The 19,654-nt window shown below is 56.2% G+C and carries 14 protein-coding genes; 8 read left to right on the top strand and 6 right to left on the bottom strand.

Translation table 11 applies throughout. From position 1 onward, the window contains the following. Both CIK92_RS04565 and CIK92_RS04570 read right to left on the bottom strand, forming a co-directional pair. On the bottom strand, positions 1 to 314 hold a 314-nt coding region (locus tag CIK92_RS04565), incomplete at its 3' end, for a hypothetical protein (RefSeq protein WP_144289331.1). Beyond that, complete coding sequence (locus CIK92_RS04570) at positions 311 to 3,946, bottom strand: RHS repeat domain-containing protein (protein ID WP_158214730.1); 3,636 nt, start codon at positions 3,944 to 3,946, stop codon at positions 311 to 313. The genes CIK92_RS04570 and CIK92_RS04565, both read right to left, overlap by 4 nt. A 61-nt stretch (positions 3,947 to 4,007) precedes the next feature. Between CIK92_RS04570 and CIK92_RS13345 the strand changes: the two genes are divergently transcribed. The 4 genes from CIK92_RS13345 to CIK92_RS04580 all read left to right on the top strand — a co-directional run bounded on the left by CIK92_RS13345 (position 4,008) and on the right by CIK92_RS04580 (position 9,547). Continuing rightward, positions 4,008 to 4,367, top strand: a complete 360-nt coding sequence (locus CIK92_RS13345; protein WP_144289332.1) for a hypothetical protein — start codon at positions 4,008 to 4,010, stop codon at positions 4,365 to 4,367. An 88-nt stretch (positions 4,368 to 4,455) separates the two neighbouring features. Continuing rightward, the gene (locus CIK92_RS13690) at positions 4,456 to 4,713 is read left to right on the top strand and encodes a hypothetical protein (protein WP_158214731.1); all 258 of its coding nucleotides are present in this window, start codon (positions 4,456 to 4,458) and stop codon (positions 4,711 to 4,713) included. A 13-nt stretch (positions 4,714 to 4,726) separates the two neighbouring features. Next, positions 4,727 to 7,882: a C10 family peptidase gene (locus CIK92_RS04575; protein ID WP_158214732.1), complete on the top strand. Its 3,156-nt coding sequence runs from the start codon at positions 4,727 to 4,729 to the stop codon at positions 7,880 to 7,882. Between the two features lie 63 nt (positions 7,883 to 7,945). Beyond that, positions 7,946 to 9,547, top strand: a complete 1,602-nt coding sequence (locus CIK92_RS04580; protein ID WP_094388315.1) for an RluA family pseudouridine synthase — start codon at positions 7,946 to 7,948, stop codon at positions 9,545 to 9,547. 86 nt (positions 9,548 to 9,633) lie between these two features. On the opposite strand, the gene CIK92_RS04585 is transcribed toward CIK92_RS04580, so the two are convergent. The 3 genes from CIK92_RS04585 to CIK92_RS13695 form a co-directional block, all read right to left on the bottom strand. Next, the gene (locus CIK92_RS04585; protein WP_094385733.1) at positions 9,634 to 11,295 is read right to left on the bottom strand and encodes a putative transporter; all 1,662 of its coding nucleotides are present in this window, start codon (positions 11,293 to 11,295) and stop codon (positions 9,634 to 9,636) included. Between the two features lie 172 nt (positions 11,296 to 11,467). Then, positions 11,468 to 12,637 carry a PAS domain-containing sensor histidine kinase gene (locus CIK92_RS04590; RefSeq protein WP_094385735.1) on the bottom strand — a complete coding sequence of 390 codons (1,170 nt, stop codon included), beginning with the start codon at positions 12,635 to 12,637 and terminating at the stop codon, positions 11,468 to 11,470. Between the two features lie 438 nt (positions 12,638 to 13,075). Next, positions 13,076 to 13,246 carry a hypothetical protein gene (locus tag CIK92_RS13695; protein WP_158214733.1) on the bottom strand — a complete coding sequence of 57 codons (171 nt, stop codon included), beginning with the start codon at positions 13,244 to 13,246 and terminating at the stop codon, positions 13,076 to 13,078. A 151-nt stretch (positions 13,247 to 13,397) separates the two neighbouring features. On the opposite strand from CIK92_RS13695, the gene CIK92_RS04595 reads away from it, so the two are divergent. The 3 genes from CIK92_RS04595 to CIK92_RS04605 are packed head-to-tail and all read left to right on the top strand — an operon-like array spanning position 13,398 to position 16,307. Beyond that, positions 13,398 to 13,952, top strand: coding sequence for an AraC family transcriptional regulator (locus CIK92_RS04595; RefSeq protein WP_094388316.1), 555 nt, complete (start codon positions 13,398 to 13,400; stop codon positions 13,950 to 13,952). Between the two features lie 60 nt (positions 13,953 to 14,012). Further along, positions 14,013 to 15,995 carry a TonB-dependent siderophore receptor gene (locus CIK92_RS04600; protein WP_094388317.1) on the top strand — a complete coding sequence of 661 codons (1,983 nt, stop codon included), beginning with the start codon at positions 14,013 to 14,015 and terminating at the stop codon, positions 15,993 to 15,995. Between the two features lie 30 nt (positions 15,996 to 16,025). After that, on the top strand, positions 16,026 to 16,307 hold the full coding sequence (locus CIK92_RS04605) for a heavy-metal-associated domain-containing protein (protein WP_022310032.1): 282 nt from the start codon (positions 16,026 to 16,028) through the stop codon (positions 16,305 to 16,307). 26 nt (positions 16,308 to 16,333) lie between these two features. On the opposite strand, the gene CIK92_RS13350 is transcribed toward CIK92_RS04605, so the two are convergent. Then, a complete protein-coding gene (locus CIK92_RS13350; protein WP_144289333.1) occupies positions 16,334 to 16,600 on the bottom strand; it encodes a hypothetical protein in 267 nt (88 codons plus the stop codon). Positions 16,601 to 16,683: 83 nt separating this feature from the next. On the opposite strand from CIK92_RS13350, the gene CIK92_RS04615 reads away from it, so the two are divergent. Further along, positions 16,684 to 19,434 (top strand): substrate-binding domain-containing protein, encoded by a 2,751-nt coding sequence (locus CIK92_RS04615; RefSeq protein WP_094388319.1) that lies wholly within the window; start codon positions 16,684 to 16,686, stop codon positions 19,432 to 19,434. Positions 19,435 to 19,654: the final 220 nt, after the last annotated feature.

The following is a 19,654-nucleotide window of genomic DNA, read 5'->3' on the forward strand; positions in this document are numbered from 1 at the left end:
ACAATGTATGCGTTCGAACTACTTGCTTTTTGTTGCAGATAGTTTAATTCTTTGCTGTATTTGGGAGAATACCAAACCCACTGCAAGTATTTGACATCTTTAATATCGGCATGTTTTTTTACTATTTTTTCAAAATAAAAAGCACTTGCTTTTAGGTTTATTAGTGTATCCGTCACATATATGGAGTTCTGTGGTAAATTTAGGTCTGTGATAATACTTTTGTATATGTTACCATATATAAGTTCTGTTCTTCCTTTTCCAAAAAGCGAAAGAGAAAACAGAAATATTGATGTGACAACTATTGTTCTATTCATTTGTATGATATATATTTGTTATTTCTTAGTGGAACATCACCATCTTTAAGGTGTCTTGCAGATGATTTGTCAAATGGAATATACTTAATTCCCCCTATAGATATACTTGGATAACTTTCCCTATTGCCCATATTAAGTCCCACTGTATTTAATTCTTGGCGTATAGCATTCATCCTATCAACAACATCACCCGTTTGAAAAGGTATTGACAGATCTTTGAATGCCCCTCCAGCCGAGGTGTGAAAACTTTCATGTAAGAAAGTCATTCCCCATCCCAAAGTTCTAGAATCTACATTGTTAGAGTTCTTTATAAAAGATGTTATTTGTGAAAAGCCCAAATTAATCCAGTTCCCATCATGCGGGGTTGCGGAATTCTTTTCCATGGAAAATTTTATTGAAATATTTCCTCCATTTATAAGTTTTATAATTTGTTCTCTGGCTATTGCACTAGATGATTCTACGGAGTTAATAATGGGATGCCCTTCATTGTCTTTAGCATATGTCATAACACCATTTGGAGAAGTGGAAATAGTTAATCCTGTTAAAAAAGAAAGGTCTGTGTTTATTTTATCGTTTACATTCGTATTGTAGATTTTGTCAAGAATTAGCACTTGCTTCATATCTATAGTATCACCAGTAATATCAGTATAGTTCACAGGGTCATCTCCACACGATGCGTAGGGCGACGTGCCGTAGTACTTCTCGCACATCGGGTCCATGGTGTTCCACCTCCCTGTCACGGGGTCGTAGTGGCGTGCACCGTGGTCGTACCAGTCGAGACCATGGGTGCGGTCGAGCTCTTTGCCTATGTATTTGTAGGGTTGGGTGGTGGCATTGCGGCTGTCGCCCATCAGCCCGCCGAATGGATAATAGTGGTTCACATCCTCTATGTGGCCATCGGCAAGACTGACGGTGATGCGGTTGTTGCCCAGATAGTCCTTGAGATAGTAGTGATAGATGGGCTTATGTGTGGCGTAATCGAATGTAATGTAGCCTCCATCGATGAGTATCATGCTGAGCGTGTCGCAGACATATACGCAGTTGCCTGCATATTCGCGCCAGGTATGGACCAGCAGAGAACTGTCACAGGCTGTACCCAAATCATCATCGGGCAAACTGCTGGTATAAGGGTTGAGATAATAATCTACGCGCTGCTTCACTCCGTCGGCAGCATAGGTATAGTCTATGTGGCTGCCGTCAATGTAGTCTATCCTGCATGGCATATTGAGCGCATCGTAACTGATGCGCGAAATTCTGCTGTCTGCATTGCTGGTCATGTTGCCATTGGCATCATAGGTGCGTTCTGTGTCAAGGTCGGCTCCGTCTACATAATACATGGCATCCTTGTAAGCCGGAGTGTCGGCTGCATGATTGGTGACCCGTATCAGTCTGTTGCCGTCATACTGATATGTGAGGTCATCGGTGACGCCATATATATCATCATAAACCTTGCCGCTGCGACTTAAGGTAAGGATGTTGCCCATCAGGTCGTAGCTGTACTCCGTGACATATCGGTCTGAAGAATGTCCGCTCTCGAGATAGTCGGCAGACGTAAGTCGGCCCAGTCCGTCGTACTGATAGCGGTAACTGCGCACCGAGTCTCCTATCGTCTGCCAGTCCATACCCGATATCGCTCCGCCATAGAGAGGTATGCCACCTTCGGAGGGCTCGGCATAGAACAGCCGTTGGCAGAAGAGCGGAGATGCCATCTCTCGAATATGCGAGTGGATGTCATAGCTGTAACGTGCGGTGAGCAGACCACTGCCCTCACGCCGGTCTGTCAGCAGTCGTCCAAGCTCGTCATATTCGTTGTCCGACAGTATCATTTCAGCGCCTCCGTCAAGCGAGTGCGTAACCTTGAGCAGCCGTGCCTGGGCATCGTATCTGTAGCTGTATGTCTCGGTATGACGGTTGCCATCGGCTTCTGTGGTCTCTTTCCGTATCTGGCTGACACGACCATCCAGCGTATAGTTTTTTTCTTCTGTCATAGTGCGCCCTGCGATTGCCGATTGTGTGAAGTTTATGCGCCCTTCATCATCGTAACCTATCAGCGTCGTATTGTAGTCCATGGTGTTGCCTACTGCCTTGATGCTACCTGTCTGCAAGCCTCTCAGTCCAGAGGTTGTCGGCAAAGGCAGATTGTGGTCGGGACATAATGCAGATATGAATGTATAATCGTCATAATAGTTGGCTGTGAGCAGGCGGACATTGCCTAAGTTTACATTACTCCGATACCCGCTTCCTCCGAGCGTACTCTCTCTCGCTGCAAAGTCAGGCTTATCCACATGAACCCATTTTTTTGCCAAGGCGACAGAGTGCGGATTCTGACATTCACCCGTTACGGCTTCACGGCCAAACCTGTCAAGCAGTGCGAAACTCCATACACCGCGCTGTCGCTGGTTACCGTCCTGCGAGAAGACCTTGGTCCCTGTACGGTCGTATGCGTAGCGTATCGGTTCGCATCCAGGCATGCGCTTTTCTACACAGTTGAGCCGCTCGTCATAGCGATATACATAGGCATAGCGCTTCATCGTCAGGTCTGTCCGTGCGTCATACGTGCCGTTGCCGGCAGCGAGTACAGCCGATGCGGCAGGTGGCAGCACCATGCGCAGGTTGCCAACAGGGTCATATATATAATAGGTGTCAGCCATACCTGAGCCCGTATCACGACGGTCAAGCACTTTCTGCCCGCGCCAATCGGTAAATGTCCATTGACGGCGCCCATCGGCATCGGTTGATAAAACCACATCCAGCTCACCAGCTTCATAGTTTTTTTCCGCTTTGACTTTGTAGTCGCCACTAAGGATAAAACGACGACAGCAGAGTTCTGCCTTTGACGGGTCTGAGCAGAGTTTCTGTACCGTGGCCGGATGGTTGTAATAGCTTTCGCCCGCGGGGATAGTGGTTGTGAGTTCACCTCCCGATTGGGGTTCATATTGATAGCGCATCACAGCATGGCTGTCAGAATAAGTCTGTGCTGATGCAGTATGCAGACCGACATTTGTAACAATGCCGTCACAACCAGCCATCGGAACAGGCAGCCACTGTTCGGTTTTCCGTCCTATAGCATCATATCCGATGACAGTAACGATGTCTTTGCCCGAAGGACTATGATGTCTCTGTATGTTATTGACCTCGGCACCAAATCCGTCGTAATAGTTATCGGTGATGAGTGCATGCTGCCCCAAGTCCAAATGTGTTGTCTGCCTTATATGGTTGGTTCCGTTTCCGTCATAAAGCGAATAGTCGTAGCTGTTGGTAGGCTCTCCTCTGTTATTGGTGATTTCACTAAGGCGCCCACCCTGATAGTCGTATTCTGTATGCCTGCCGTCGGGTCGTGTGATACCGGTACAACCCACCAGCGGTTCATAGGTGTAGAACGTTGTCATTACACTGTCAGCTCTCTCAGAAGCAGTTTCACGACCGCCAGCGAGTGATGCAGCAAGAGTAGATGATTCGGTATTCCAACGATAGGCAGTAGGCATACCACCGCCAATGGCAGTAGACAGCAGATTGCCTCGTCGGTCATAGGCGAAGAAGTCCTGTCGTGTGGTTTCGTGACCATTAGTATTTCTGCTTCCGGCAATGGCGAAAGCAGAGAGGCTCAGAGTGGTCATGAGCCCCAACAGCATTATGACAATCTGGCGGCGCATGGACTGGGGTTAAGATGTTTACATTGCAAATATAATAATAATGTACACACGCGCAAAGAAAAATGGCAGAAAAGTGATGGCTGGGGGAGAAAATAATATAGATGCAGCCTGCTGCCCCCCGTTGTGGTCAAGTGGCTCAGGTCGACAGGTTCGTGGCGGACGTAGTGGAAAAGGATACAATCCATATTCATCAAAGAAGCCTCGTTGTACAAACTGTAATGGCAAGGGTACCATCAGATATGGCATCTGTTATGGTTCGTGTACCCCCACGGCGCCTACCGACAGCCCCACCGCGCCGTACGTGGCGACGCTGCCAGCACCACTTGTCGTGACGGCGGTCACCGATGCTGCCACCGCCGGCTACCCCAGCGGCGCCGCGACCGCTTTCAGGGGTTCGTAACAATAGGCACGAGCGCGCGTGACAATTGTTACGAGCCCTCGTTTCAATAGGCACGTGAGCCCGTGCCTTCCGTTACGAGCCGACAGTCATGACGACGGCGGCAACCAAAGTGCTCAGCATGAGGGCGTATGGGGCTGTCACGCCCGCCGCCGCAGATGGGGATGGCGCGGAGTTGCCCGCCGCTGCCGCCATCGACGACCGGCGGAAACAGGAATGTGGCGGCGGAAACGGGAGAAAAAATCAAAAAAAATATGGGGGCAACCGCAGTTGGTTTGCTATTTTTTTGTACATTTGTGGCGTACAACGCGCCTGTGGCCAACACGCCGGGCGCACCACTAACCGTTAAAACACAAACTGATATGCGCATATCCCGATTTATCACGATCGTCATGGTGGCATGGCTGGCATCGACACTGGCTGCCACAGCCGCCCCCATCGACGCCCGCACCGCCCGCGCCACGGCACAGATCTTTGCCACGCAGCGCGGCAAGCAGATAGTCACCCCGACAGCACCCTTGAAGGTCAAGGGGAGCACCTCGACCCACGCACCTTACTACATATACGATGTAGAAAACGGCGGCGGATTTGTCATCATCGCCGGCGACGACCGCGTGCCCAGCATACTGGGTTATACCGACAGCGGCAGCTACGACGAGGCAACCCTGCCCGACGCCCTGCGCGAAATGCTCGCCGACTACCGCCACCAGATAGAGGCGCTCGACTCGCTGCCCGAGGCTGGGCAGGCGTCGCAGAGCGCCAGCGCCATGAGGGCGCAGGTGGCTCATCCCTCGCGCCGCTTCGTGGCGCCCCTGCTGCCCACGGCGTGGAACCAGAAAGACCCGTACAACCAGCTGTGCCCCGTCTACAACAACAGCGACGGTTCGTCGAGCGGCGCCCGGTCGGCCACAGGATGTGTGGCTACGGCGCTGGGACAGATGATGGCGTACTATCGCTACCCGTCGGCGACGATGGCAGACATCCCCTCCTACTCGTTCACCAGCGGCGGCAAGAGCATCAGGATGGATGCCGTAGCCAAGGGCACCAAGATAGACTGGAACAACATCAGAAATACATACTCGGCAGCCAACACGGAGGCAGAAAAGACAGCCGTGGCACAGCTCATGGTCATCGTGGGCACGGGATGCCAGATGGCGTATGGCGCAGCCTCGGCGTCAAACATGCAGATGGGCGTACAGCTGCTGCGCGACAAGATGGGCTATGACGAGACCGTACGCAACGTGTGCCGCACCAACTACACCCAAACCGAATGGACAGACCTGCTCTACCGCGAGGTCGTCGAGGGCAGGCCCGTGGGCTACCGTGCCAACTCGACCCTACGCGGCGGCCACGCCTTCGTCATCGACGGCTACGACACCGCCGACCTCTTCCATGTCAACTGGGGCTGGGGCGGTTCGAGCAACGGATATTTCCGCATCAGTGTGCTCTACCAGTCGGAAGCCACCGGCGTGAGCACCGCCAACGGCAAGGGCTTCTCCCTGGAGCAGGAAGCCATCATCGGGGTGAAGCCTAACGACGGGATAGACAGCGGCATAGACGGCACGCCGACGCTCTCGGTACGAAACATCAGCGTGAAGGGCAGCTCCATCTCAACCACCTTTACCAATTTCACAGGCTCTGCGCAGACCGGCTCGGTGGGCATAGGCGTCATCGCAGCCAATGGCTCCATCACCAAACTGGCGTCTTCCGTGGTGTTGCTCCAGAATAACTATGAAATCGAAAGGACTTTCTCTGTCAGCAACCTCGCTGACGGCACCCACCGCATCATTCCCATCTGGAAACAGATAGGAGGTAGCAAGTGGTCGGCTTGCTGCGACGCAAGTCATGAGTATATCGAGGCTGTATCGGCTGGGGGCAAGGTGACGCTGACCCGCCATCCGCTCAACAATGCCAAGCTGAGAGTCAAGGAGTGGTCGTTTATCAACAACCGCGTGGCGGGCGTGGAGCAACACGTCAAGGCGGTCATCAGCAATACCGGCGACGACTATATAGGCGACCTCTACCTCTTTGCCAGCACCAGCGCCTCAACCAAAGGCAAGCCCGCAAGCACAGGCGGCGTATCGCTCGTGGGCGGAAAGGACAACGAGGTGACCATGACCTTCACTCCCACCCCTGCGGGAACATACTATATATGGCTCGCGCGCGACAAGAACGGCACACAGGTGGTGGGCTCGACCCAGGTAGTCATCACCACGACCGACACGCACGCGGTAAACCTCTCAGTGGGATATGTGGCTTACGACAATATGGTGGGCAACAAGGTGTATGGCAACTACCGCCGTGCCACCATCATCCTGAACAACAAGGGTACAGCCGACTACAACGGCAATGTGGTGGTGACGCTCTACCGAGGGCAGATAGGCGGACGCACGCTGTCGCCCCTGGTCACCAAGTATATCAGCATCAAGGTGAAAGCGGGTGAGCAGACACGCTCAGTATGCCGCTTCGACGGCCTGCAGACGGGCTACAAGTATGCGCTGCGACTCTTCTATGAGGGAGCCAAATCGGCGCTCGACAACAACAATCCCAACGCCATCTACTCGCGCGAGCAGCATCCTGGCATCATCTTCTACCATGCCGACGGCACCACCTCGGCACAGGTTCCTGCCGCCGCCATAGACGGAGGCAGTGCCATGGCGATAGATATGCGTGGGGTGACGGGCATCAACGCCATCGCCCCATCGACCAACCCCAATGCGCTGTATCTCATAGACGCCACAGCCACGGTGCCCTCGACATTGGCGGGCAAGAACGTGGTGAGCGGCACCTACGCAGACCGCATCACACTCACCGACGGCTATCCCTTTATGACGCCCGTGGCGTTCACGGCGGGCAGCGTGAGCTATAGCCGCGCCCTGGCTGCCGAAGCAAAGAGCGAGAACAACTGGCAGACGCTGGCGCTGCCCTTTGCCCCCACCGACATCAGTTGCGAGGGTGAGCGGGTGAGCATAGACCAGAGCCGTCTCTACCTGCGACGCTATGCGGGACAGAACCAGACGCTCGCCCCGATATTCGAACCCGCAGCAGCCATTACCGCCGCCGAGCCCTTCGTCATCAAGGGTGCCGGCACGCTCAAGGGCAAGACGCTCACCTTCAGCGCCGTCAACGCGCAGATAGACGCGTCGCAACGCCTGAGCGCCGAGACCGACGATTACCGCTTCAAGGGCACCACCTACAGTCCGTCGGTGGCAGCCAGCTTCACACTCAACACCCACAGCAACGCTTTCGACTACCACAGCGAGGCGACACAGATAGCGCCGTTCCGCGCATATTTTGTGCCGACAGCTGAGCCTGCCGAGGGAGAGTGCATCGTGATAGAAGGCACCACATCGGGCATCGACGCCACATGGGCTGAAGGCTCGACCGTGGCGGTCTACACCCTCACGGGAGTCAAGGTGGGCACGGCGCGCATAGAGGGCCAGGCGGTCAACCTCACGGGCTATCCGCAGGGCGTATACATCGTGGGCGGGAGAAAGGTGGTCAAGGCTGCCAGGTAAACTGCCTACGGTGCCACAACCCGCAGCCCGACAGGCGGGCTGACGACAGAGACGACAACAATCATGCTATTTCATATACTCAATACTACCATTGCGCCACCCGCGCGCATGAACGACCCATTCAGTTACCAGCCCCATGCGCTGTGCATCGCCGCTGCCGGCGAACTGCAGCGCAGTCTGCCGGAAATCATGAGCAGATACCCCGAAGAGCGGGGCAAGATGTTTGGCGTGCTGGTGGTAAGGCGGGGCGACGACTTGGGCTATCTGCAGGCTTACAGCGGACAGCTGGGCGGCAGCTATCCGCTCACCGACGACTTTGTGCCGCCGGTCTACGACTATCTCGCGCCCACCGGACACTTCAAGCAGACCGAGCGGGAGATAAGCGCCATCAACCACAGCCTCAAGGCCATGGATGCCGACAATGGCAGCCTCGTCCGAGAGCGCTGCCAGGTGATTGAAGCCTGTCGCGACCGCCGTGTGGAGGCTTGGCGCAAGACGATGGAGCAGTCCAAGCGGCGCCGCGACCTGCTGCGCCCCACCGCCGATGAAGAGACGACGCGCAGACTCGTCCGCGAGAGCCAGTACCAGAAGGCGCAGCTGCGCCGCATCAGAGAGCGGTGGACTGTGGTCATCGGCGCGGTAAACCGCCGACAGGAGAGGGAGCGCGAAGAGCGACAGCGGCTCATCGCCAGGCGACGCGAGATGAGCGACAGCCTGCAGCACTGGCTCTTCGACCGCTTTGTGATGCGCAACGGCCGTGGCGAAGAGGCTTCCATCGCCGACATCTTTGCCCACTACGACCCGCAGCGTCCCTACCTCACCCCACCGGGCGGCACGGGCGAATGTTGCGAGCCCAAGTTGCTGCAATATGCCTACAGGATGGGCTTGCGCCCGCTGTGCATGGCGATGTTCTGGTGGGGCGAGAGTCCCGAGGGAGAGATACGCCATCACCTGCATTACTACCCGGCTTGCCAGAGCAAGTGCAGGCCCGTGCTGAGCTACATGCTGCAAGGAATAGAGGTGGAAGACAGCGACGACGCGCCCGACGACCATCGGCTGGACATCGTCTATGAAGACGAGTGGCTCGTGGTGGTAAACAAGCCGGCTGGCATGCTGAGCGTGCCGGGCAGACAGGAACGCGAGTCGGTGGCATCCATCATGCGCCGGCGTCATCCTCATGCCACGGGACCTATGGTGGTACACCGGCTCGACATGGACACCAGCGGACTGATGATAGTGGCGCTCACCACCGAGGTCTACCACCGGCTGCAGCGCCAGTTTGCCAGCCGCGAGATAGACAAGACCTATGTGGCGCGGCTCGAGCCTTCAGGCACCGCCGTGGCTGCCGAGGGCGAGATAAGGCTGGCTCTGGCACCCGACGCCGATGACCGTCCGCGGCAGCGGGTAGACGACGCCGAAGGCAAGGACGCCCACACCCGATACCGCATGACCGGCGATGACCGCGTGGAGCTGCATCCGCTCACGGGACGCACCCATCAGCTGCGCGTACACTGCGCCCACAGCCGCGGTCTCGGCCGCCCCATCCTTGGCGACCCGCTCTACGGTCATGGCGGCGACCGCCTCTACCTGCATGCGCAGTCGCTCTCCTTCATCCACCCCGTCACGGGCAAGCCCATGACGGTCTGCTCGCCGCCACCGTTCTGACCCGACAGACAGAAGGCCCGCTCTCCTCACAAGGGAAAGCGGGCCTTCTGCGTATGGTGGCGCCGGGCTGAAGCCGCGACGGCGGTTCAGACAAAGAACATGATGATAATCTGGGCGATGATGACTCGCACGAACATGCCGAGGGGATAGACCGACGCATAGCTGACCGAAGAGGTGTCGCCCTGAAGCGTATCGTTGGCATAGCCCAAAGCCATGGGGTTGGCCATACTGCCGCAGAGCACGCCGCAGATGGTACCAAAGTCGTAGCGGTGCATGCGCAGCATGATGATACCTATTATTAATATAGGTATAAGCGTGAGCAGCGCACCGATACCTATCCACATGAGGCCCTCGGGTCGGATGAGCGTATGGAAGAAGTCCTTGCCAGCCTCGAGACCCAGACAGGCGAGGTAGAGCGACAACCCGAACTTGCGCAGGATGAGCGACGCGCTGCGGGTGGTGTAGGAGATGAAGTGGGCCTTGGGGCCAAGAGCGCCGACGATGATACCCATGATGATGGGGCCACCGGCTATGCCGAGGCGCACGGGGGCTGCGGCACCGGGGATGGCGATGGGGATGGAGCCAAGCAGCAGACCGAGCACCACGCCAAGGAAGATGCTGCCGAGGTTGGGCTCGTTGAGGGTCTGCACTCCGTTGCCGATGAACTTCTCCACATTGTCGAGCGACTTGGGAGTACCGACGACAACGACACGGTCGCCATACTGCAGGCGCAAGTCGTCGGTGGCGAGGAGCTTCAGGTCGCCGCGCAAGACACGGCTCACGTTGACACCATAGGTGGAACGCAGCTGGAGGTCTACCAGATGCTTTCCATTGAGTACCTTGCGCGATACGACGATGGTGCGGCTCGCCACTTCTGAGTCTATATGGTTCCAGTCTATCTTGCCCTCGTTCCAGTTGGTATCACACTCGTGGCCGAAGAGGATGGCCATGGCGTTGCGGTCGTGCTTGTTGGTGATGACGAGCAGCTTGTCGTGCATCTTCAGCACGGTCTGCGCAAAGGGTACAATCACCTCCTGTCCACGCCAGATGCGCGAGATGATGAAGTGCTCGTGGGAACTCTGGGCGAAGTCCTCAACCTTCTTGCCGTCAAGGGCGGGGTTCACCACTTCATATTCGCCGATATAGGTATGGTCGGCCTCGTCGCGCGAGCGCACCTTGAGGTCGGCGGGGCGCACCAGGAAGCGGCGCAGCACCACCATCACCAGGATGACGCCCACCACACCGAAGGGATAGGTGACGGCGGTACCCAAGGCGAGCGACCCGGCGGGTTTGCCCACCTGATGCAGCGCCTGCTGGGCGGCACCCAGCGCAGGGGTATTGGTTGTGGCTCCGCAGAGCAGACCCACCATGTCGGGCAGATTGACTCCGGTGAGCGGCACCAGCACGATGGCGAAGAGCGTACCCAAGAGTATCACGCCCAAAGACCACAGATTGAGGGACAGTCCTTCACGACGGAGCGAACCGAAGAAGTTGGGGCCCACGCTGAGACCCAGCATATAGACAAAGATGACCAGTCCGAAGGTCTCGGCGTAAGCCAGACTCTCGGCATCGACGGTCACGCCGATATGTCCGGCAAGAATACCAATAAAAAACACGAAAGCCACGCCCAACGACACGCCCATCAGGCGCACCTTGCCCAAGGCGAGGCCCAAGGCGCATATCAATGACAGCGCGATGATGGTGTGTACAGGCGAGTTGCCGGTCAGTATTTCAGTAATCCAGTTCATACCAATAACGTTTCAACCGACAAAGGTAGTAAAAAGTAAACTTGTGGGAAAGCAAAAACGCTAAAAAATAATGGAATAAGCCCAAAACCACAGCGGGCTGGGGCAAAAGGGCATGGCAGAGGGCATGGTGCGCACCTCGGGCATAGTCGCGACGGGCTGCGGCGTGACTTGCTCAGCACTGCCGCAGCTCGATGCGGAACACGGTGCCCACGCCGGGCTCGGAACTCTTGACATAGATGCGGCCGTGGTGGTATTCCTCGACGATGCGCTTGGCGAGCGAAAGGCCCAGTCCCCATCCGCGACGCTTGGTGGTAAATCCGGGGCGGAACACGTTGCCCACATCCTTCTTGGGGATGCCCTTGCCCGTATCGGCAACCTCTATCCACACGCCCTTGGGCGAAGTGCCAGTAGTAATGGTTATCTTTCCGCCGTCGCCGCCCATAGCGTCGACAGCATTCTTGCACAGGTTCTCGATGACCCATTCGAAGAGCGACGCGTTGAGGTTCACCGTCTGGTCGCCCTGGGTATGGCTTACGCTGATGACCACCCGGCGCGAGGTGCGGCGGTCCATATAGTCGACCACGTGACTCAGCGTGGTGTCAAGGCTCACGGGCACAGGCTCGGGGAGCGACCCTATCTTGGAGAAGCGGTCGGCAATGAGTTGCAGACGCTTCACGTCCTTGTCCATCTCGGGTATCAAGTCGTCGTCGGGATAGTTTTCGCGCAGTATCTCGACCCACGCCATGAGGCTGCTGATAGGAGTACCCAGCTGGTGGGCGGTCTCCTTGGACAGGCCCACCCACACGCGGTTCTGCTCGGCCCGCTTCGAGGTGAGCAGGGCTATCACCGCCACACCCACAAAGAGCAACACCGCACCTATTTGTATATAGGGATAGACGGCAAGGCGTTTCAGCGTGAGCGAGTCGTCATAGCACACGTCGATATAGCCATCGGCATGGTCTTCGTCGAGATAGATACGGATGTAGTGGCCACCCGCCTTGAGCCGCGAAGCCATCTGCGCGACATAGGCGGTGCTGTCGGCATCGTGGCGGCGACCAGTATCCACATTGCGCACCGTCTGCACCCTCCCCTGCTGGTTGAGCACGATGACGGGGATGGTGTGGTTCTCGTCTATCACGCGCAGCACCAGATTGAGGTCGGTGTTCTCGTCGGCGGTGTTGAGCGAGCGCATAGCCTCTGCCCACACCCCCATCTTGTTGCGCTCCTCGGCTTCGAGGTCGCGCGTCAGCCGATGAGACACCATCACCGAGGCGACAGCCATCAGTATGGCTATCACCACCAGCACTATCTTTACCTGTCGTATGCGGTCTGTCCATTTCATATCTTATAGGTATAACGCTCAAATGATACCATTTAGTACATTAATGAGGCTAAAAAAATGCGCAGAAACCCTAAAAAACGCGCTGGAAACTATAATAATTGTCAAAACCATGAATTTTCTTTTGATGAAAATCAATTATATCCCTCAAAAATAGTACTTTTGCAATGGATAAAAGTTATTCCGTCATTCTCATAACATCTCTACCTGAGTCCGAGAGGATGAGGAGCAGAGGCAGGGACATTAATAGTATTTTACGGAATACAGTCACTGATGGAGAGTTAGTTAGTTTTAAGTTTTTTTTGTGGCGGCCTGAGGAATTTAGGTAAATGTGAAGTGTTCTCGAGGCCGTCGGGGATTTGAAATCATAAGCTCGATGGAGCTACAGATGGATAGTTCCCAGGTCATGAGGCGTCGTTGAGGCGCCAACTTGGTCAAGAATTATAAGGAGATGGTTTCGGTAGCGACTGAAGCCACCTCCTTTTCTTTTATCCCTATCGCGGGGATGGCGGCAGCCACATCAGTGGGCACCCGAGCCTCCCTCACGCCCAAGTCCTTCATCGCGCGCGCCGCAGCCATTGCTCCCTCTGGCGTAATCGTCTGCACCATCATGCTCCGCTATCCCCCGTCAACGCTGCAGCATGGGACTGTCTATGTGTTGATGCTCAAAAAATTGAAAACATTATCCTTAATTTTGTACAAATATTAACGCGAAAAGATTTACCTTTGCACACGATAAGAACAGAAGCACCTATAGACATCGATGAAACTATTGATAAAGAATATGGTATGCCCTCGCTGCATCAGCGCAGTCAAGGATATACTCATGTCTGAAGGCCTGACGGTCATGTCGATAACTCTGGGAGAAGCGGAGACGGCAGAAAATCTCTCGGACAGCCAGCGCCATGCCGTGGCAGAGCGTCTGCACGCCATAGGATTTGAACTCCTTGACGACCCTCGCAGCCAACTGGTCGAGCAGATACGCATAGCCGTACAGGCATGGGTAAGGATGGACTCCGTGCGACCCAAGCTGTCAGACTATCTGTCCTGTCGGCTCCATCGGGAGTACAGCAGCCTGAGCAAGTTGTTCTCCGAGGTGCGCGGCATCACCATCGAGAGGTTCGCTATCCACCATCGCGTCGAGTACGCCAAGGAGCTGCTATGCTACAGCAGCCTCACTACCAGCCAGATAGCCTACCGGCTGGGGTACGGTTCACCCACTTATCTGTCTTCGCAGTTCAAGCAGGTGACGGGGATGACGCCTCGGGAGTTTCGCGAGCTGGAGATACACTGGCGTACTGCCCTCGATGCATTATAAAAGGTATAGATACCGGCATTAAGGATAAAGAGATTGTTTGTAAGGAAAAAGTCTACACAGATGAAAAGAACATTGATTATACTACTGGTAGGTATGCTGGCGACCCAGACCCTCTCGGCACAGCAGGACACTACCACCCAGACCCACGACCTCAAGCAGGTGGTGGTCAAAGCCACCAAGGGCATCAAGGCACGTTACCGCGTGGACAATACCGACCTCATTGGTCAGGGCCAACTGATACGCGCTGCCTGCTGCAACCTGGGCGAGTCGTTCACGACCAACCCCTCGGTCGATGTAAGCTACAGCGACGCTGCCACGGGAGCCCGACAGATAAAACTCCTTGGACTCAGCGGCACCTATGTCCAGATGCTCACCGAAAACATACCCAATCTGCGCGGCACAGCACTCCCCTACAGTCTTGGCTATGTGCCCGGACCCTGGATGCAGTCGATACAGGTGAGCAAGGGGGCATCGAGCGTCAAAAACGGATATGAGAGCACCACGGGCCAGATAAATATAGAGTTTCTCAAACCACAGGGTACCGATGGGGTGAGGGCCAATGTCTATCAGGACAGTGAACTGAAGACCGAGGTCAACCTCGATGGAAGCATACACCTCAACAGCCGACTGTCTACAGCCACTCTGCTGCACTTCGAGAACCGACAGATGGACCACGACGGCAATGGCGACGGATTTATGGATATGCCCAAGCTGCGCCAATACAACCTGATGCACCGCTGGGCTTATGTCTCGCCGCGCTGGATTAGCCAGTTGCTGCTGCGGGGGCTCCACGACGAGCGCCGAGGCGGACAGAGCGCCAAGCACGCCACCATCTCATCAGCGCCACTCTACGCTACAGCGGTAGAGACCGACCGATACGAGATGCAGTGGAAGAATGGCTTCACCCTGAACGCCGACCACAACACGTCGATAGCCCTCATGCTGCACGGCTCGTGGCACGACGCCGATTATGGCTTCGGCCTCACCCGTTACGATGTGACCCAGAAGAACGGCTATGCCCAGTTGATGTTTGAGACCGACATCGATGACCATCACAACATCAGCGTCGGGGCGTCGCTCAACCACGACAACTACGACGAGCGTTTCAACCCGCTCGGTACATTGCCCGACGCCGCGAGCCGGGTGACCCGCGAGACCACTCCGGGCGTCTACGCCCAGTACACCTATAAGCTGGGCGACCGCCTCACGGTGATGCCCGGCGTGAGATGGGACCACTCGAGTCTCTACGGCACCTTCATCACGCCCCGACTGCACCTCAAGTATTCTCCATCCGATGTGGTGACCCTCCGCACATCGGTAGGCAAGGGTTATCGGTCACCCCACGCCCTGGCAGAGAACACAGCGCTGCTGGCAAGTGGCAGAGAGGTCATCGTAAGTCCAGACCTGAAGCAGGAGGAGGCATGGAACATGGGATTATCCATAGGTCTGAACCTGCCCGTGGCCGAGCGCACACTCGAGCTCAACGCAGAGTATTACTACACCGACTTCCTGAACCAGATGGTCATCAACTTCGACGGAGCCCGGGGTGCCCACACGCTCTCGTTTGAGAACCTTGACGGCAGAAGCTATAGCCACACGCTGCAGGTCGATGCCACCTATCCGTTCTGGGACGGCATGTCGGCCACTGCCGCTTTCCGCCTGAACGATGTCCGTTGTACCTACGACGGAGCAAGGCAAGCCAAGCCGCTCACTTCGCGCTACAAGGGGCTGCTCACGCTCTCCTACAAGACGCCGCTTCAACTCTGGCAGTTTGATGTGACGGGCCAGCTCAATGGAGGTGGACGCCTCTACGACCAGAGCCGCTACCCCGCCTACTTCCAGCTGCAGGCGCAGATTACAAGGGAATTCCGCAACATCAGCCTCTATGTCGGTGGCGAAAATCTTACCAACTACAAGATTGCCAACCCCATCCAGGGTGCCCACCATCCCTGGGATGCCGGCTTCGACGCCACTCAGGTGTGGGGACCGGTAACCAGAGCGATGGCTTATATAGGACTGAGGTTCAAACTGGAAAAGCTATAACGCTACAAATCATTCAAAAAACTATAGAACATGAAGAAGTATCTTTTAATGGCATGGTTGCTTGCGACAGCGGGCAACATGATTGCCAAGGCACCGGCCGACACGCTCACCGTAACCACTCTGCCGCAGATGCACTGCCAGAACTGTGAGAACAAAATCAAGAGCAACATCCGTTTTGTCAAGGGCACAAAGAAGATAGAGACCTCGGTCGACGACCAGCGGGTCACCATCATCTACGACGGCAAGAAGGCCAAGTACGAAGACTATGTCGCCGCCTTCAGGAAGATAGGTTACGAGATAAAGAAGAAGTAACAGAAGCTCCCAAGTCCGGCCCACCGTCATGAAGACGCGACCGGAGACCATAGCAGCCAAGCCTCACCTCGAGCAGTATGTCCCGGACGCCCAGCCCGGCAGCCTTCCAATGGCAGCATACTACCCAGGGTGAGGCTTTTGCGTAGGGCGGCGACAGGGAGGGTAACTCCAGCGGCGTGGAGGGTACCTTGGGCAAGCTGGAGGGTACCTTGGGCACGCTGGAGGGTACCTTGGGCGAGCTGGAGGGTACCTCTACCCACGGGCTGACCATCGCCGATATCGGCGGGAGCCACTCTTTTCTCGCCTTAGTCGTCTCTATCTCTGAAAATTGTCGTATATTTGCAGCTGGCAACTATATACTTATACCCTTTTGGACATGAAGAAGTATCTCATCACCATCCCCCTGCTGATCATTGCCTGCGTGGTGCTGCTCGCAGCCTGCACCGGCAAGCCCCGACCTTTTGTCATCGGCGTGTCGCAATGCTCTGAAGACATCTGGCGCAACAAGCTGAACGACGAGCTCAAGATGGGCGAGTTTCTCAATGACTCGATCATCGTGAAGCTCGCCTCGTCTAACGACGACAATGTCTTGCAGAACAAGCAGATCAACCAGTTTGTCGACGAGGGCGTCGACCTGCTGGTGGTGTCGCCCAACCAGTTGAGCCCGATATCCAAGGCCGTAGAGCGAGCCTACGACAAGGGCATCCCCGTGATACTCTACGACCGCAAGACCAACTCTGACAAGTATACTGCCTTCATCGGCTGCGACAACTATCTGATAGGCAAGTCTATGGGTACGTTCATCGCCCAGCAGTTGCACGGCAAGGGCCGTATCGTCGAAATCACAGGCCTCGAAGGCTCGTCGCCAGCCCTGGAGCGTCATCGCGGATTTATGGATGCCGTCAAGTCCTATCCCGGCATAGAGGTGGTGGTGTCGGAGGGTGGCGACTGGAAGGAGGAGAGCGGCATCCAGGCGATGAAGCGCATCCTGAAGCGCACGCAGGACTTCGACTATGTCTACGCCCATAACGACCGACTCGCCTGGGGTGCCTATGTGGCAGCGCAGCAGATGGGCGTGGGCAAGAGATACAAGTATACGGGCGTGGATGGGCTCGCCACCGAGGGCGGAGGTCTGGAGCTGGTGCGCGACGGCGTGCTTGAGGCGTCATACCTTTACCCCACCAAGGGCGACCAGGTGATAGCGCTCGCCATGAAGATACTTACCCACAAGCCCTTTGACAAGGACAACTATCTGAGTACATCCATCATCACCAAGGCCAACGCCGAGCTCACGCTGATGGAGGCGCGCGATGCGGAGAGGCAGTCACGCAATCTGAAGACGCTCCACAACCAGGTCAACCAATACCTCTCCGACTATAATGCGCAGAAGGTAATGCTCATCGGCCTCGGAGCGTTCCTCCTGGTATGCGTCACCGCCGCCGCCATGATTTTCAGAGGATATATCATCAAGGCTAAACTCAACGAGCAGCTCGCCAAGGCCAACGGAGAACTGGAGGAGAAGAACAAGGAGCTGAAGCGACTCAACGAGGAGGTGATGGAGCTCACCCACTCGCGCCTGGTGTTCTTTACCAACATCAGCCACGAACTGCGCACACCGCTCACGCTCATCGCCGACCCTGTGGAGATGATGCTCGAAGACTCCAGCATCAAGGGCAGGAGCCGCGAACTGCTCAAGATGGTGCAGCGCAACGCACTGGCTCTGCAGCAGCTCGTGGGCAATATCCTCGACTTCCGTAAGATACAGAACGGCAAGATGGAGCTTAGCCTCAGCCGCTTTGACATCGTCGAGGCGATGAGGGTGTGGACCGACGACTTCCGCCTGACTGCCGAGCGCAAGAAGATAAGGATGGACTGTGCCTCCACAGGCTTCGACACCGACCGCATGATGGTCGCCGACAAGGAGAAAGTGGCGCGCATCGTGTTCAACCTCATCAGCAACGCACTGAAATACACTCCGGCAGGAGGCGAAATCCATGTGACGCTCGCCGCCGAGGCCGACAACATACGCATCGATGTGCGCGACACGGGCAAGGGCATCGCCAGCGCAGAGGCGGACAAGGTGTTTGAACGGTTCTTCCAGCTCAAGGGCGCCGCAAGCGGTACGGGCATAGGACTGGCTCTGGTCAAGTCGTTCGCCGAACTCCACCACGGCGAGGCAAGGGTGGAGAGCCGTCCCGGCATGGGCGCCGACTTCATCGTGGTCATCCCCCGCCATCAGGCCGACGGCGCGCCGATAGCCGACGACACCGACACCATCACCCCGACTGCCGACGAGGCCGCGCTGCAATACATCGACGACGGCGACAAGCAGCAGGGCAAGGTGCAACAGCTGGTGAGCGAAGAAGCCGACAAGCCCACGATACTCATCATCGACGACAACAACGACATACGCCAGTATGAGCGCACGCTGCTGCAGGACACCTACTTCGTAATCGAGGCTGCCGACGGCAAGGAGGGTCTGGAGGTGGCGCGCAGGGAGGTACCCGACCTGGTGGTCTGCGACGTGATGATGCCGGTGATGGACGGACTCGAGTTTACCGAGCAGCTCAAGACCGGAACCGCCACCTCGCACATCCCGGTCATCATGCTCACCGCCAAGAACCTGGAGGAACACCGCGCAGAAGGCTATGAGCATGGCGCCGACTCCTACATCACCAAGCCATTCCACGGCAAGGTGCTCCTGGCACGCATCGACAATCTGCTGAAGCAGCGTAAGCTGCTCAAGCATGTATACCAGCGTGCCGCAGATGTAGAGACCGAGGTCGAGGCCACACAGCTCAACGCCCGAGACAAGCAGTTTGTCAAGCAGCTCAACGCCATCATCCAGCAGCATCTCTCCGACTGCGACTTCGGTGTCGAGGACATCGGCAAGGAGATAGGTCTGAGCCGCGTGCAGCTCTATCGCAAGGTCAAAGCCATGACGGGCTCGTCGGTGGTCGACATCCTGCGCAAGGCACGCCTCGCCAAGGGCAAGCGGTTGCTGGAGAGCCGCAGCATGACCATCGCCGAAGTGGCATACGAGGTGGGCTTCTCGGCGCCATCCTACTTCACCAAGTGTTTCAAGGACGAATACGGCATGTTGCCGGGCGACATAGCCAACTCATGACCCGACACGCGGTGACAGCCGTCATCGTCGCACGCTTTATATATAGGAATGGAAAAATTATAGCCTGATTATCGACCCAGGCATAGACAACCACAGCAAAAATCGTTCATTGTATAACAATTATGTTACAATGAACGATTTTTGTTATCACATGAACCTTCAGTTATAGTTGTCTCCCAACCGTTTGGATAACTTTGCAGCAGAAATTTAACGCAATCAA

It is taken from the genome of Prevotella sp. P4-67, assembly GCF_002251325.1.
Taxonomy (GTDB): Bacteria; Bacteroidota; Bacteroidia; order Bacteroidales; family Bacteroidaceae; genus Prevotella.

Bases quoted from the DNA above. Each gene is read 5' to 3' on its own strand.
- CIK92_RS04585 (WP_094385733.1), bottom strand. From the start codon at position 11,295: ATGAACTGGATTACTGAAATACTGACCGGCAACTCGCCTGTACACACC.
- CIK92_RS04605 (WP_022310032.1), top strand. From the start codon at position 16,026: ATGAAGAAGTATCTTTTAATGGCATGGTTGCTTGCGACAGCGGGCAAC.
- CIK92_RS04575 (WP_158214732.1), top strand. From the start codon at position 4,727: ATGCGCATATCCCGATTTATCACGATCGTCATGGTGGCATGGCTGGCA.
- CIK92_RS04600 (WP_094388317.1), top strand. From the start codon at position 14,013: ATGAAAAGAACATTGATTATACTACTGGTAGGTATGCTGGCGACCCAG.
- CIK92_RS04615 (WP_094388319.1), top strand. From the start codon at position 16,684: ATGAAGAAGTATCTCATCACCATCCCCCTGCTGATCATTGCCTGCGTG.
- CIK92_RS04580 (WP_094388315.1), top strand. From the start codon at position 7,946: ATGCTATTTCATATACTCAATACTACCATTGCGCCACCCGCGCGCATG.
- CIK92_RS04570 (WP_158214730.1), bottom strand. From the start codon at position 3,946: ATGCTGTTGGGGCTCATGACCACTCTGAGCCTCTCTGCTTTCGCCATT.
- CIK92_RS04590 (WP_094385735.1), bottom strand. From the start codon at position 12,637: ATGAAATGGACAGACCGCATACGACAGGTAAAGATAGTGCTGGTGGTG.
- CIK92_RS04595 (WP_094388316.1), top strand. From the start codon at position 13,398: ATGAAACTATTGATAAAGAATATGGTATGCCCTCGCTGCATCAGCGCA.
- CIK92_RS13695 (WP_158214733.1), bottom strand. From the start codon at position 13,246: ATGATGGTGCAGACGATTACGCCAGAGGGAGCAATGGCTGCGGCGCGC.
- CIK92_RS13345 (WP_144289332.1), top strand. From the start codon at position 4,008: ATGTACACACGCGCAAAGAAAAATGGCAGAAAAGTGATGGCTGGGGGA.
- CIK92_RS13690 (WP_158214731.1), top strand. From the start codon at position 4,456: ATGACGACGGCGGCAACCAAAGTGCTCAGCATGAGGGCGTATGGGGCT.